17 protein-coding genes are annotated in these 13,490 nt (G+C 61.5%); 16 read left to right on the top strand and 1 reads right to left on the bottom strand.

What is annotated here, in order from left to right; genetic code table 11:
• The first annotated feature begins 289 nt into the window (after positions 1-289).
• From KYG_RS24990 to KYG_RS01585, 5 genes are all read left to right on the top strand, one after another.
• A complete protein-coding gene (locus tag KYG_RS24990; RefSeq protein ID WP_008903057.1) occupies positions 290-664 on the top strand; it encodes a TlpA disulfide reductase family protein in 375 nt (124 codons plus the stop codon).
• Positions 661-1,317, top strand: a complete 657-nt coding sequence (locus tag KYG_RS01600; protein WP_008903056.1) for a class I SAM-dependent methyltransferase — start codon at positions 661-663, stop codon at positions 1,315-1,317. The genes KYG_RS24990 and KYG_RS01600 overlap by 4 nt, the downstream gene beginning before the upstream one ends.
• A 14-nt stretch (positions 1,318-1,331) precedes the next feature.
• Positions 1,332-1,796 carry an isoprenylcysteine carboxylmethyltransferase family protein gene (locus tag KYG_RS01595; RefSeq protein ID WP_008903055.1) on the top strand — a complete coding sequence of 155 codons (465 nt, stop codon included), beginning with the start codon at positions 1,332-1,334 and terminating at the stop codon, positions 1,794-1,796.
• Positions 1,797-1,875: 79 nt separating this feature from the next.
• Positions 1,876-2,589: a Crp/Fnr family transcriptional regulator gene (locus KYG_RS01590; protein WP_034692643.1), complete on the top strand. Its 714-nt coding sequence runs from the start codon at positions 1,876-1,878 to the stop codon at positions 2,587-2,589.
• A 153-nt stretch (positions 2,590-2,742) separates the two neighbouring features.
• Positions 2,743-3,387, top strand: coding sequence for a peroxiredoxin (locus KYG_RS01585; protein WP_008903053.1), 645 nt, complete (start codon positions 2,743-2,745; stop codon positions 3,385-3,387).
• Between the two features lie 24 nt (positions 3,388-3,411).
• Here KYG_RS01585 and KYG_RS01580 read toward each other — a convergent pair whose 3' ends face one another.
• On the bottom strand, positions 3,412-4,758 hold the full coding sequence (locus tag KYG_RS01580) for a sigma-54-dependent Fis family transcriptional regulator (protein ID WP_008903052.1): 1,347 nt from the start codon (positions 4,756-4,758) through the stop codon (positions 3,412-3,414).
• A gap of 248 nt (positions 4,759-5,006) precedes the next feature.
• Here KYG_RS01580 and KYG_RS01575 point away from each other — a divergent pair, with 248 nt between their 5' ends.
• The 11 genes from KYG_RS01575 to KYG_RS01530 all read left to right on the top strand — a co-directional run.
• Positions 5,007-6,419 (top strand): cytochrome ubiquinol oxidase subunit I, encoded by a 1,413-nt coding sequence (locus KYG_RS01575; protein ID WP_008903051.1) that lies wholly within the window; start codon positions 5,007-5,009, stop codon positions 6,417-6,419.
• A 10-nt stretch (positions 6,420-6,429) separates the two neighbouring features.
• Complete coding sequence (gene cydB, locus KYG_RS01570; RefSeq protein WP_008903050.1) at positions 6,430-7,434, top strand: cytochrome d ubiquinol oxidase subunit II; 1,005 nt, start codon at positions 6,430-6,432, stop codon at positions 7,432-7,434.
• Positions 7,431-7,595: a DUF2474 family protein gene (locus KYG_RS23455; protein WP_008903049.1), complete on the top strand. Its 165-nt coding sequence runs from the start codon at positions 7,431-7,433 to the stop codon at positions 7,593-7,595. The genes cydB and KYG_RS23455 overlap by 4 nt, the downstream gene beginning before the upstream one ends.
• A 76-nt stretch (positions 7,596-7,671) precedes the next feature.
• A complete protein-coding gene (locus KYG_RS01565; RefSeq protein ID WP_008903048.1) occupies positions 7,672-9,003 on the top strand; it encodes an NAD(P)/FAD-dependent oxidoreductase in 1,332 nt (443 codons plus the stop codon).
• 39 nt (positions 9,004-9,042) lie between these two features.
• Positions 9,043-9,387, top strand: coding sequence for a hypothetical protein (locus tag KYG_RS01560; protein WP_008903047.1), 345 nt, complete (start codon positions 9,043-9,045; stop codon positions 9,385-9,387).
• Between the two features lie 52 nt (positions 9,388-9,439).
• The gene (locus KYG_RS01555) at positions 9,440-10,108 is read left to right on the top strand and encodes an MBL fold metallo-hydrolase (protein WP_034692639.1); all 669 of its coding nucleotides are present in this window, start codon (positions 9,440-9,442) and stop codon (positions 10,106-10,108) included.
• Positions 10,009-10,563, top strand: coding sequence for a group II truncated hemoglobin (locus KYG_RS01550; RefSeq protein ID WP_369749636.1), 555 nt, complete (start codon positions 10,009-10,011; stop codon positions 10,561-10,563). Before KYG_RS01555 ends, KYG_RS01550 begins: the two co-directional genes overlap by 100 nt.
• 1 nt (position 10,564) lies before the next feature.
• The gene (locus KYG_RS01545; protein WP_034692636.1) at positions 10,565-11,131 is read left to right on the top strand and encodes a hypothetical protein; all 567 of its coding nucleotides are present in this window, start codon (positions 10,565-10,567) and stop codon (positions 11,129-11,131) included.
• An 89-nt stretch (positions 11,132-11,220) separates the two neighbouring features.
• The gene (locus tag KYG_RS01540) at positions 11,221-11,634 is read left to right on the top strand and encodes a DsrE family protein (protein ID WP_008903043.1); all 414 of its coding nucleotides are present in this window, start codon (positions 11,221-11,223) and stop codon (positions 11,632-11,634) included.
• Between the two features lie 103 nt (positions 11,635-11,737).
• Complete coding sequence (locus KYG_RS01535) at positions 11,738-12,118, top strand: rhodanese-like domain-containing protein (protein ID WP_008903042.1); 381 nt, start codon at positions 11,738-11,740, stop codon at positions 12,116-12,118.
• Between the two features lie 474 nt (positions 12,119-12,592).
• Positions 12,593-13,490, top strand: an 898-nt coding sequence (locus KYG_RS01530; protein WP_008903041.1) for a SulP family inorganic anion transporter, incomplete at its 3' end; no start/stop codon positions are given.

The following is a 13,490-nucleotide window of genomic DNA, read 5'->3' as shown; positions in this document are numbered from 1 at the left end:
CGGCGCTGTTAGGTCTGGTGGCGGCGCGACTGGCCTACCTCGTGTGGCACGCGGATGCATATCTTGCATCGCCGTGGGCGGCATTCGATCTGCGCGATGGTGGATGGAGTGCGCCGGCAGGGCTGGTGGCTGGCATGGCGCGGCTCGGTCACGCCTTGGCTGCGCAGGCCGCTGGCGGTGAGCGGCACAGCGGGTGTCGCTTTCTGGTGGCTGGCAACCCTGGCCAGCGGGCTGGCCGGTACCCACAGCCTGCCCCCCCGTTCAACTGGTTCGGATCGAGGATGCACGGGTGCTCAGCCTCACCGAGGCTGCGCGCGGGCGTCCAGTGGTGGTCAACCTGTGGGCCAGCTGGTGCGGTCCTTGCCGGGTGGAAATGCCGATGCTGGCGGCCGCTCAGCAGCGAGAACCCACGGTGGCCTTTCTTTTCGTTAACCAGGGCGAATCGCACGCCACGGTGCAAAGCTTCCTGCAACAACAAGGTTTCACCCTGCGCGAGGTGCTGCTGGACAGCGGGTCCTCGCTCGGACAAGCCATCGCATCACGCGATCTGCCCATCACGCTCTTCTTTGATGCCAAGGGCAGACAAGTCGATGCACATTTCGGCATCCTCAACCCCGCCGCGCTGGAGAGTCGCCTGCGCCAACTACGAACCGCCCCGAGATGAGCACCCCCACCCAGAACATGACCTCGAAAAACACCCCAGCGTTCAGCGATCCAGCCAACACCTGGAATCAGCGTTTCGCCGCACCCGGCTTCCTGTTCGGCGCCGAGCCCAATGGATGGTTGCGCGAGCATGCCCACGTCTGGTCACCAGGCGAGCAGGTTCTGTGCGTGGCCGATGGCGAAGGTCGCAACAGTGTCTGGTTGGCGGAACAAGGGTTGAAGGTTGATGCATTCGACATCGCGGCCACCGGCGTGGCCAAAGCCCGGGAACTCGCGGCGCAGCGGGGCGTGACGGTCAACTTCGCAGTGGCCGACTGTGATGCCTACGCCTGGCCAGACGCTGCCCTCGACGGGGTTGCGGCCATCTTCGTGCAGTTTGCCGATCCGGACTTGCGCGCGCGCCTGTTTACCAACATGGTGCGCTCCCTGAAACCCGGCGGATGGCTCGTGCTGCAGGGCTACACCCCCCGGCAGCTTGACTACCGCACAGGGGGGCCGCCCTTGGTGTCGCACCTCTACACAGAATCCTTGTTGCGGGAAGCCTTTAGCGAGCTCGACATTGACACCTTGCGAGAATACGAAGCCGAGCTGGCCGAGGGCAGCGGTCACCATGGCCGCTCTGCGCTGATCGGCATGGTCGCGCGTCGCCCGTGAAAACGGGGGGCGACATGAGCGATAACGGTGTGCAACGCACGCTGGGCAGCATCCTGGTGGCCTTGCAATTCGGGTTGATCGTGCTGCTGGCGTGGCTGGGATTGCCTTCATTCTTGTCGGACCAGGCGCCTGCTGGTGCCTGGGTTACCTCAGTCGCGGGCGCGTTTGTGGGGATCTGGGCGGTGTCAACCAACCGGCCGGGCAACTTCAACATCAGGCCTGTACCGCGCGCCGGAGCGCGACTGGTCCAGCAGGGCCCCTACCGGTGGATCCGCCACCCGATGTACACCGCGGTGATGGCGTGTGGCATTGCAGCCGCATGGGCCAACACAACCTGGCTGGCCTGGCTGGCCCTCGGTGCGTTGGTTGCCGTGATGGTCAGCAAGGCCGTGCTGGAGGAGCGCTGGATGCTTATGGCGCACCCGGGCTATGCGGCCTACCGACGGGACACGTGCTGGTTTCTGCCGTGGATCGCCTAGCCTCGCTGTATGGCGTCCGGCCAACAGCGATACGTCTACACGCCTCGAACCTTGTCCAAGCCTCCGTTTCACATCAACCATGATCCCCATTCATACCCAATCCGCCTGGCGCGGCACCTCCGACTGCAGATCGTGTGCAGTGCGTGAGGTCGCCCTGTTCTCCAATCTCAACGAGGAGGACTTTGCCCTCATCCACGCGCCCATTGATGACATGGCGTACCGGGCGCACCAGGTGCTGTTCAACGAGGGGGACGCAGCGGGTGGCATCTTCACATTGCGCTCCGGCATGCTCAAACTGTCCCGAATCACAGGTGACGGGCGCCGACGCATCCTGCGCTTGCTGCGTCCGGGCGATGTGGTCGGCCTGGAGGCGCTAGCCACCGGCCGCTACGACAGCGAGGCGGCCGCGCTGACCGATGTGACGCTGTGCCGCATTCCAACCGAGGTGGTGCACAAGCTGAATCTGAACTCGCCGCGCATGCACGCAGGCCTGCTCGACAAGTGGCATAAGGCGCTGCGAGAAGCCGACGACTGGCTGGCCTCGATCAACTTCGGCACCGCGCAACAGCGGGTCTGCCAGTTCATCCTCAAGATGCGCCACACCACCGATCCGGCTTTCGTCACGCTGTTCTCGCGCGAGGACATGGGCGCCATGATGGACCTGAAACAGGAGACGGTGAGTCGCGAAATTTCGGCGCTGGTGAAAGCAGGTGCCTTGCAGCCAGTGGACAAACTGGGCCGTCTGTACCGCATCATGGACGAATCGCTGCTGCAACCCGGCTCCAACCTTTGAAGCGCAGCCGCCTGAGGCTATCGGCGGCATAGGATAAGACAACCGCCGCCATGATCCATGTCATGAGCGGTGTTCCATGGTGGGTCGACACTGAACCCATCGAACAGCCAACAGCTGTTCGGTTGATTCTTCAACCTTCCAACGGAGTCCCTCATGGAAAACGCATCGAACTCAAGCTTCCCCCACCTCAACGAAGCCGCACCGGCATTCAAGGCCAACACTACCCACGGAGAGCGCAGCCTGGACGACTACAAAGGCAAGTGGCTGATCCTGTTCTCGCACCCAGCCGACTTCACGCCCGTATGCACCACCGAGTTCATCGCCTTCGCCAAGGCTTCAGACACCTTCAAGAGCATGAACTGCGAACTGCTGGGTCTGTCCATCGACAGTATCTACTCGCACTTGGCCTGGATGCAAAGCATCAAGACCAGCTTCGGCGTGGAGATTCCCTTCCCCATCATTGACGACATCAAGATGGATGTGGCTCGTGCCTACGGAATGATTCACCCGGGTGCTGCCGACACGCAGGCTGTTCGCGCCACATTCTTCATCGACCCCGAAGGTAAGCTGCGCGCCATGGTGTATTACCCCATGAGCAATGGCCGCTCGATCGACGAGTTCGTGCGCCTTCTGACCGCCATGCAGACCAGCGACGCCCACAAGATCGCCACGCCTGAGGGCTGGACGCCGGGCTGCGATGTCATCGTGCCGCCACCCAAGACCCCGGCCGCTATCGAAGCGCGCAAGGGCGAGGGCTACGCCATGAAAGACTGGTACTTCTCGACCCGTAAGCTCTGACCCTGGCAGCCCGGGTTCCGTGCTTCAAGCCGCGTCAGGGGCGTCACCGATCTCGCGAAGCTTGCGGTAGAGAGACCGCTCGCTAATCCCGAGTTTTTCCGCCAGTTCGGCGCGGCTGCCGCGGTGGGCCTTGAGCTGGGCCTGCAGGGCGGCACGCTCGACGCTTCGCAATGAAGACTCCGCGCCGGATGCTGTGGCCTCCGGCGCTTCTGCGCGTTGCAATGCCACCGGCGAAGGCCTCGCGTCGGTACCCAGTGCGCGCTCCACATGCACTGGCTCGATACTGTGGCCGTCGGCCAGCAAGGCAGCGCGCTCCAGAACATTGCGCAGCTCACGCACATTGCCCGGGAACGGATAGCGCTGGAGCAAGGCCAGCGTATCTGCAGACAGGCTCAGACGCCGTTGCGGCGCCACCCGCTCCAGCAGCGCTGCCGCCAGCAGCGCAATGTCGTCTCCCCGTTCCCGCAGCGCCGGCAGGGCAATGGGGAATGTGCTGAGCCGGTAATACAGGTCTTCGCGGAAGCGCCCGTCGGTCACCATGGCCTTGAGGTCGCGGTGTGTGGCCGAGACCACGCGCACATCGGTGCGCCTCAGCTCGTTGCTGCCAACGCGGCGGTAGGTGCCGCTCTCCAGCAGGCGTAACAGCTTAACCTGCATGGCTAGCGGAATGTCGCCCACTTCATCCAGAAACAAAGTACCGCCACTGGCGGCTTCCACCAACCCGGGCTTGCTGGTATTGGCACCAGTGAAGGCGCCTCGTTCGTGGCCGAACAGTTCACTCTCGAACAGATTCTCGGGCAGGCTCGCACAGTCCACCACCACCAGCGGGTGGGTTGCGCGCGGGCTGGCATCGTGCACAGCCTGGGCCACCAACTCCTTGCCTGTACCCGACTCTCCGAGCAGCAGCACGCTGGCCTGCGACGGCCCAACCCGAGCCACCAGCTCCAACATGCGCTGGAAGGCCGGCGAACGGCCCACCAGTCCCTGCCGCACGGGCTGACCCTGGGCCACGCGCAAGGGCTCCATCTTCTCCACGAAATACGCCTGTTCACCCGTTGCATCTAGCAGTGGCACCAGCTCGATGTTCACGTACGACTCGCCCTGGGGCGTGTGGTGCAGGTGCAGCACGCGTTCGCGCTGGCCCGACTCGCGCGCACGCGCCAGAGGGCAGCTTTCACCCGCCTGGTCACACGGCACGCTGAAGTGGTGGGATACCTCGTAGCAGGTGCGCCCGACCACCGAGGCGCGCGGGCTGAACTGGCTACGGTAGGCCGCATTGGCGGCGAGGATGCGGTATTGGCGGTCGAGCAGGATGTGCGGCTCAGCCAGGCTTTCCAGGTACGAGAGCAATTCGGGCAACACGTGGGCCATCGGGTGGATCTTTCGGAACATTGCACAGGATTCCAGCGGGTACCTGCGGTCAATCACTGCCAAGTTGGTCTGCCAGTTTGGCAGATAACTGACTGCTTTGGCAGAAGAAACCTGGCAGCGTTGTGGCAGTCAGGCTGCCCATCACGCCGGGAGCCTTGAATTCATTAGTTTTTTGTACCGGCGCCTGTTGGCACGGCTCTTGATAAGTGAAAGGCGTCTGCCACTTCACCGATTCAAGGAAACACCCGATGTCTGACCTGCCCGACGCACTCCTGTTGGCGCGCATCCAGTTTGCGTTCACGGTGAGTTTCCACTTCCTGTTTCCCGCTATCACCATCGGCCTAGCGAGTTACCTCGCGGTGCTCGAAGGCCTGTGGCTTAAGACCGGTCGCGAAGACTACATGAACCTGTTCCGCTACTGGATCAAGATCTTCGCGCTGGTGTTTGCCATGGGCGTGGTCTCGGGCATCGTCATGTCCTACCAGTTCGGCACCAACTGGGCGGTGTTCTCCGACAAGGCCGGACCGATCATCGGCCCGCTGATGGCCTATGAGGTGCTGACCGCCTTCTTCCTCGAAGCCGGTTTCCTGGGTGTGATGTTGTTCGGCATGAACCGCGTGGGCAAGAAGCTGCACTTCACCGCCACGCTGATGGTCGCCTTGGGCACTTTCGTATCGGCGTTCTGGATCCTCTCGGTCAACAGCTGGATGCAAACCCCGGCGGGCTACGCGATCAACGCCAACGGGCAGTTCATCTCTGCTGGCAGCTGGCTTGCCATCATCTTCAACCCCAGCTTTCCCTACCGGCTGGTGCACACGCTCTCGGCGGCCTATTTGACCACCGCCTTCCTGGTGGGCGCAGTCGGTGCCTGGCACCTGCTGAAAGACCGCGCCAACCCGCGCGCCCGCCTCATGTTCTCCATGGCTATGTGGATGGCAGCCATCGTGGCACCACTGCAGATCTTTCTGGGTGACTTGCACGGGCTCAATACGCTCGAACACCAGCCGGTCAAGGTAATGGCCATGGAAGGCCACTACCAGAGCCACCCGGAAGGCGCACCCCTGATCCTGTTCGGCATTCCCAACAGCGCCGAGGGCAGGGTCGACTACGCGGTGCAGATTCCCAAGCTGTCCTCGCTAATCCTCAAGCACGACCTCAACGCGCCCATGCAGGGTCTGGACACCGTGCCGGTGGCCGACCATCCGCCGGTGGGCATGGTGTTTTGGGCGTTTCGCATCATGGTCGGCCTGGGCTTCCTGATGGCCGGGCTCGGTATGCTCAGCCTGTGGGCCCGTGCCCGCGGCCGCCTGTACGAATGGAAGTGGTTGCACCGTTTTGCGCTGGCCATGGGCCCCTCGGGGTTGGTGGCGGTGCTCGCGGGCTGGATCACCACCGAGGTGGGCCGCCAGCCCTGGACCATCCAGGGTCTGATGCGCACGGCCGAGTCGGCTTCACCTCTGGCAGCACCGGCCGTGGCAGCTTCGCTGGTGGCCTTTGTGGTCGTGTACTTCGCGGTCTTCGGCGCCGGTGTCCTCTACATCCTAAAGCTGATGGCCAAGCCGCCGGTGGTACACGAGTCGGCACCGCCCAATATCCCCGCGCGCGCCGCTGGCACCACTCCCGCCGTAGCGCTGCACCCCGATGCCCTGGCCAACGAATAAGGGGAACCGTATGAACATCGACCTGACCATCATCTGGGCCCTCATCATTGTGGTGGCCGTCTTCATCTACGTGGTGCTCGACGGTTTCGACCTCGGCATCGGTATCCTGTTCAACACCTTCAAGGTGGGCCACGACCGCGATACCGCTATGAACAGCATCGCACCGGTCTGGGACGGCAACGAGACTTGGCTGGTGATGGGCGGCGGCGGGTTGCTGGCTGCCTTTCCGCTGGCTTACGGCCTGATCTTTTCCGCCCTGTACGCGCCCATCATCGCCATGCTGTTGGCCCTGGTGTTCCGCGGTGTCGCCTTTGAGTTCCGGTGGCGAGATCCGGGTCATCAGAAATTCTGGGATTTGGCCTTCACCGGTGGATCGTTTTTGGCCGCGTTCTCGCAGGGAGTCATCCTCGGCGCGCTGCTGCAAGGTGTGGCAATCAGCGGACGATCCTATGCGGGTGGCTGGTGGGACTGGCTCACGCCCTTCACGCTGCTCACCGGCTTGAGTCTTGTGGTGGCATACGCGCTGTTGGGTTCGACGTGGCTGGTAATGAAGGCGGAGGGTTCGCTGCAACACCAGGCCAGATCCATGGCGTGGTGGCTGGGCGGTGCCACGCTGGCAGCTATCGTGGCAGTCAGCATCGCAACCTTGTTCCTGAGTGCGGACTATTTCAGTAAATGGCTCAACTTGCCCAACTTGTTTTGGGTGGCGCCCGTGCCGTTGATGGTTGCACTGGCCAGCGTGGCCTTTGTACGCAGCCTCAAGGCCGGCCATGAGACCGCGCCATTCCTACTCACGCTGGGAATTTTCCTGTTGAGCTTCGTGGGCCTGTGCATCAGCGTGTTCCCGTATGTCGTGCCCGGTGCCGTGACCATCTGGGAAGCCGCCACCGACCGCAGCGGCCAGGTCTTCATGCTTTGGGGTACGGCCTTCGTGCTGCCCATGATCCTGGGCTATACCGCCTGGTCCTACTGGGTGTTCCGCGGCAAGGTCAACGCAGACGGGTACCACGCATGAAAACCCCTCTGCTGCGCTGGCCTGCTATCACCGCGAAGTGCGCCGACGAACCGCTGGCACCGCTGTGGATCCGCTTGCTCTGGATGGCCGGCATCTGGCTCGCCAGCATCGCCGTACTAACCCTCGTTGCAATGGCACTGCGCTGGGTGCTCAAGACCTAGTTCACGCAGATGCGGACAAGCGATTGAGTGTCCGTCAAACCCTCATCGTCAAATACCTACACATAAGGAGACAAAAATGACGAACGTTCAGATCGACCCTGCTGTTGACACTACGCGTAGGCAATGGCTGCAGGCCCTTGCGGCCGCCCCCCTCGTGGCCAGCGCCACCGCGCCGAAGTCGGCAAAAGCAGCGATCAAGACCAGCGCACGCATAGTGATTGCCGGCAGCGGCCTGGGTGGCATCGCCGTGGCCAATCGACTGACGCAACTACTCGACGGTGGGAAGATCACCATCATCGACCGCAAGGAAGAACACAACTACCAGCCGGGATACACCCTGGTCGCATCAGGTGTTTGGCCGGTGTCCAAGGTACGGGACCGCAACGCCGACTTCCTACCTGCTGGCATCGAATGGGTGAAAGACATGGTGGCTCACTTCGATCCCGTGGCAAACACCGTCGTCACAGCGAGCGGGCAACGCATACCCTACGACTTTCTGGTGGTGGCCACCGGCGTGCACTTGGACTATGCGCAGATTACCGGCATGGATGTGTCTGCCATTGGACGCGAAGGTCTGACCAGCGTCTACCCCAGCCCAGAGGCCGCTCAGGCCACCTGGGCAGCCATGCAGACTTTTACCGCCCGAGGTGGCAACGCCGTGATGACGCTACCCGCCACACCGCTCAAATGCGCTGGTGCGCCCCTGAAGATGACCTTCATGCTACGTGACCGACTGGCGAAGGCGGGCACCCTAGGGGCATCAAAAATTCATTTCGAGTCGGCACTGGGCAATGTATTTGGTGTCAAGGTGGTCAACGACAACGTGCTGCAACGATGGCAAGGTCTCGGCATAGATGTGGATTTCTCACGCAAACTCACCGCCATCGACATCGGTGCCCGTCGCGCCACCTTTGCGTTATCCGAGGGCGGGACAAAAGAGATGTCCTACGACTTCATCCACGTGGTTCCCCCCACGCGAGCGCCCGACGCGGTGAAGAACAGCGAGCTGGCCTGGAAGGAAGGCCCTTTTGCCACCGGTGGATGGCTGGAGGTGGACAAGAGCACGCTGCAGCACCGCCGCTTTCCCAACGTGTTCGGCATCGGCGACATCAATGGCACGCCGCGCGGCAAGACCGCCGCCACCGTTAAGAAGAGTGCCCCGCTAGTGGCGCACAACCTGGTGGAGGTGATCGCCGGGCGCCAGGCCAACGAGAGCTTTGACGGCTACACGTCCTGTCCGCTGATCACACGCGAAGGATCGGCCATGCTGATCGAGTTCGACTACGAGGGACGCCTTACACCCACGCTGCCGGTGATCGATCCTCTGCAGGATAGCTTCTTCGCATGGTTGATGAAGGTCCGCATGCTCAAGCCGGCTTACATGTCCGTTCTAAAGGGCCGGGTCTGAAATCCCTTCGGCTGAACCAACAACTCAAGGAAACCAATCATGTACGAAATCTGGCTGATGCTGAACATCTTGTGGGAAATTGCGCTTGGTGTCTGGCCCCTACTGGTTGGGGGAGCGTTGCTTTGGCTGGCGCTAATGGGCATGGCTTGGCGAGCTGCTGGCGCCCGATGGAGCGCAGGCTTTCTGCCTGCGCTGCTTACCGGAGTGGTGGTCGCCGTTGCAGCTTTTATGGTGTTGCCAGGGTCGCTGCACTCAACTCTGTCGGACATGGGCTACTGGCTCGACTGGGCCGCTCTGCTCGGTCTAGCGGCGGCCGTGGGTGGCGCTGTGTCGGCCTTTGCCTGGCCACTGCTTGTCTGGCGTCGCGGTCGCGTCCAAGCTTGAGTCTAGCTAAGGGACATCCAGCTTTCCTGACCGCAACGTCCTCACCACCGTTATGTACTTTCGAATCCTCCCCGACGAGACCAGTGGCGCAATGAGCTATTTGCTTGCCGACCTGGATACCCGCGAGTGCGTACTGTTGGATGCACGCGGCTCCGACGTGGCGCTGCTCAAAGCCATGCTGCAGGAACACCATTTGCATTTGTGTTGGCTGCTACGCACCCACGAACACGACGCATTCCTTCCTTGTGAATCCGCTGCGTTGGACGCGCTCGGCGCGCCACGCATCCAGCAGGTGGTCTCTGCCAAGGCCAATCCGCAGGGTTGCGAAAGCAGTGCACTGATGTTTGGCAACGAACTGCTTCGAGTTATTCCGACGCCAGGCCACACAGCAGGCTGCGTGAGCTATTTGTGGCGAGATCGGTTGTTCTGCGGCGATCTGCTGTCGGTGGATGCTTGCCCGCACCAACTTAGACCGGCTCAGCCAGAAGCTTTATGGGAGAGCGCTACGCGTCAGGTGTTCACCTTGCCCGGTGAAACCTTGTTGTTCTGCAGCCACGCCAAGCAAGGTCGCGCCGTATCGAGCGTGCTGGAACAGCGTCGCTGGCATCCCTGGTTCGGCGGATGCACGCGCGACGAGTTTCTGGCACGCGTGCGTGCACCTACGGAGGATGCCAACGCCCTCGAATCTCGCTATGCGGAACTGTCCTCTCACACCATATGACGTCTTTTTGCGCTTCTGCCAGCACCACCGCAGCCGCCAGCATCTACGAATGCTTGGGTGGCGCACCCGCCATCCAGAGACTTGTCGACCGGTTCTACAGGTTGATGGACGAGTTGCCCGAGGCGCACGCTGTGCGTCAGCTCCACCCGAGTAGCCTTTCTGGCAGCGCCGAAAGCCTGTTCAAGTTCCTCAGCGGTTGGTTCGGCGGTCCGCCCTTGTACTTGCTGGAGCGGGGTCATCCCCATCTGCGCAGACGCCATAAGCCCTATGCCATCGACGCAGTAGTGCGCGACGAGTGGATGTTGTGTATGCAGCTAGCGCTTGCCGAACAAGTAGATGACTTGGCCTTGCGCGCATCCATCCAGCGTGCGTTTTCTGGTATGGCCGATCACCTGATCAACACCGACCACGTCACTGCGTCCCGCATTGAATGCCCATCACCTTGCGATTCCTGAAATGAGCACCATCAACCTCGCATCCCAGAATCAACTCCGAAGCGCGTGGCGTGCGCTCAGCGCTTACACGGTGCTTTGCGCCGTGCTGCTATCGCAGCACGGAATACTGGCTGCTGCACCACTTTCAGTGGGGTCGGCGCTTCCCGAAATGAAGTTCAAGGATCAGCATGACAAACCGGTGGTCATTCCGCCTGACACCCGGTGGGTGCTGATGGCCAGCGAGAAACCCGTCAGTGACATGGTGAGCGCCGTCTTGTCGGCTGAACCCGCCGGCGTGATGACACGCATGCGCTTGGTCTATATAGCCGATATCAGCGGCATGCCTGCACTCATCACGCGTATGTTCGCGCTGCCCAAGCTTCGAGAGCTTTCTTATTCGATCGCTCTGGTGCGCGAGGCCGATGAAGTGGCCGTTGTTGCCGATTTTCCCCGCCAGACGGGTACCGCCACATTGCTGCGTCTTGAAAACGGTCGCATTTCAAGTCTCGGCGCAGTGCGCACCGCCGCCGAGCTTCGCTCGGGGCTGGGGCTTCCTCCGGCTACTTACGTTCCCGAAAACCAGCGCTGACTTCCCTGCCGCGGCTTTGAGTCCGCGTTCCCTGTTCCCTGTTCCCTGTTCCCTGTTACTTAATATTCAATCCACCTGAGTCTCCCACCATGAAGAAATCTTTCCTGATCACAGCCGTATTGATGTCAGCCGCTATTGCGGCCCAGGCCGACGAGTTGTTTGTGTCCATACATTCCGGCGCAGCTATGGCCCAGGGCGCAGGTCTTGTCCTTGCCGGACAGGCGCTTGAACAGAAGGTCGACGTGCGCGTGCTGCTATGTGACGCAGCTGGTGACATAGCTGTCAACGGCCAGAACATGCCCAGCTTGAAACCGCGCAACGTCACGCCGCAGCAGATGCTTCAAGGCTTGATCAAAGCGGGAGCCAAAGTAGAGGTGTGTGCCCTGTACCTGCCGAATACCGGTCGTCAGCCCGCCGACTTGCTGACAGGCGTGACAGCCGCAAAGCCCGCCGAGATCGCGGCACACCTACTCAAGCCCGGCGTACGGACACTTGCGTTCTGAAACTGCATCGGGAGGGGTACTTTGAAATATCCCTTTCGATATCTGTGTGCAGCGCTTGGCGCATGCGCCGTAATCCCATACAAACCGATTTAATTGCCACACCATGAAAACAGCACACGATCTTGTCCTCGCCGCCAAGGCTCAATGCACCGAGATATCCGTAAAAAATGCCTCGGATGTGCTTCAGTCAACCGATGTGATCATTGATGTCCGTGAGGCCGATGAATTCGCTGTGGGGCACTTGGTCGGCGCAATCAATATTCCACGGGGATTGCTGGAATTCAAGCTGTCAGGAACACCTGCGTTGGAGAGGCGTGACATGAACGTGTTGTTGTGTTGCAAAACGAGCGGACGTTCAGCACTTGCCGCAACCACTATGCAAGCCATGGGATACCTGAATGTAGTGTCGATGGCGGGTGGTTACGACGCCTGGGTTGCTGAGGGTCAACCGGTCGTAAAGCCAGCTCAACCCGCCTTTGACTAACGAGTAAGTACGCAAGTAGCTTGTTTATTTTTGTCATTGAGGCTGAGCCACTCCGGGCTTGCCCGCCAGGCAGAGCGCAATCAAGGCCGTTTCGTTTGCCTTCCCATCGCGCAAACCGCGTGACGGAGCTTCTTCCCCATAGGTGGGGGTCGTAAAGTACCAAGCCTGGTGGCGTTGCCACGCCCGCTTAGGCCCTGCGCTTGGCTGCCGGTCTACAATACTTGCGTGCTGCAACCCATGTCCAAGTGCTCCGAAGCCACGGTGTTCATCCCGAACCGTGAGCTGCCGCTTGGGTATTTCTGCTCCGTCACTCCGCCATAGCCTGGCGCGCTTCAAGTCCCTGTTCTAGCGGACTTTCCCTCTCTTGCTAATTGCTTCCTCGCTGCCTTTTGGCGGCTTGACGCTGCGCATTTCTCTCGTTGTTTCCGCAGTCTGCAGCGCATCGGCTGTCGTCGGTGGCGTTGCCTTTTTCCCATGAATCTTTCTTCCATCCGGCAAACCTGGTTTGCCAATGTCCGGGGCGATCTGCTCGCGGGCATCGTCGTTGCGCTGGCCCTCATTCCCGAGGCCATTGCGTTTTCAATCATCGCGGGCGTAGACCCCAAGGTAGGGCTGTACGCCTCGTTCAGCATCTGCGTGATCATTGCCTTTGCCGGGGGCCGGCCGGGCATGATCTCGGCGGCCACGGGCGCCATGGCGCTGGTCATGGTTATGCTGGTCAAGGACCACGGCCTGCAGTACCTGCTGGCGGCCACGGTGCTCACGGGCGTGCTGCAGATCCTGGCGGGCGTGCTCAAGCTGGGGGCGCTGATGCGCTTCGTCTCACGCTCGGTGATCACTGGCTTCGTGAATGCGCTGGCCATCCTGATCTTCATGGCCCAGCTGCCCGAGCTCACCAACGTGAGCTGGGTGGTGTACGCCATGACAGCAGCGGGCCTGGCCATCATCTACGGCCTGCCCTACATCACCAAGGCGATTCCCTCACCCCTGGTGACCATCGTCGTCCTTACCGCTGTCTCCATTGCCATGGGACTGGATATACGCACCGTGGGCGACATGGGCGAGTTGCCTAGCAGCCTGCCGGTCTTTCTGTTGCCCGACGTGCCGCTGAACCTGGACACGCTCAAGATCATCTTGCCTTATTCGATGACCTTGGCTGTGGTTGGTTTGCTGGAGTCGATGATGACGGCCTCCATCGTGGACGACCTCACCGACACCCCCAGCAACAAGAACCGCGAGTGCATGGGCCAGGGCGTTGCCAACATTGCCACGGGCTTCATCGGCGGCATGGCGGGCTGCGCCATGATCGGCCAATCGGTCATCAACGTGAAGTCGGGCGGGCGCGGGCGCCTGTCGGCGCTGACGGCGGGCG

The sequence above is a fragment of the Acidovorax sp. NO-1 genome, assembly GCF_000238595.1.
Lineage (GTDB): Bacteria > Pseudomonadota > Gammaproteobacteria > Burkholderiales > Burkholderiaceae_C > Acidovorax.
The sequence above is the reverse complement of the archived record's forward strand: the minus strand, read 5'-3'. Positions and strand labels throughout refer to the sequence as shown.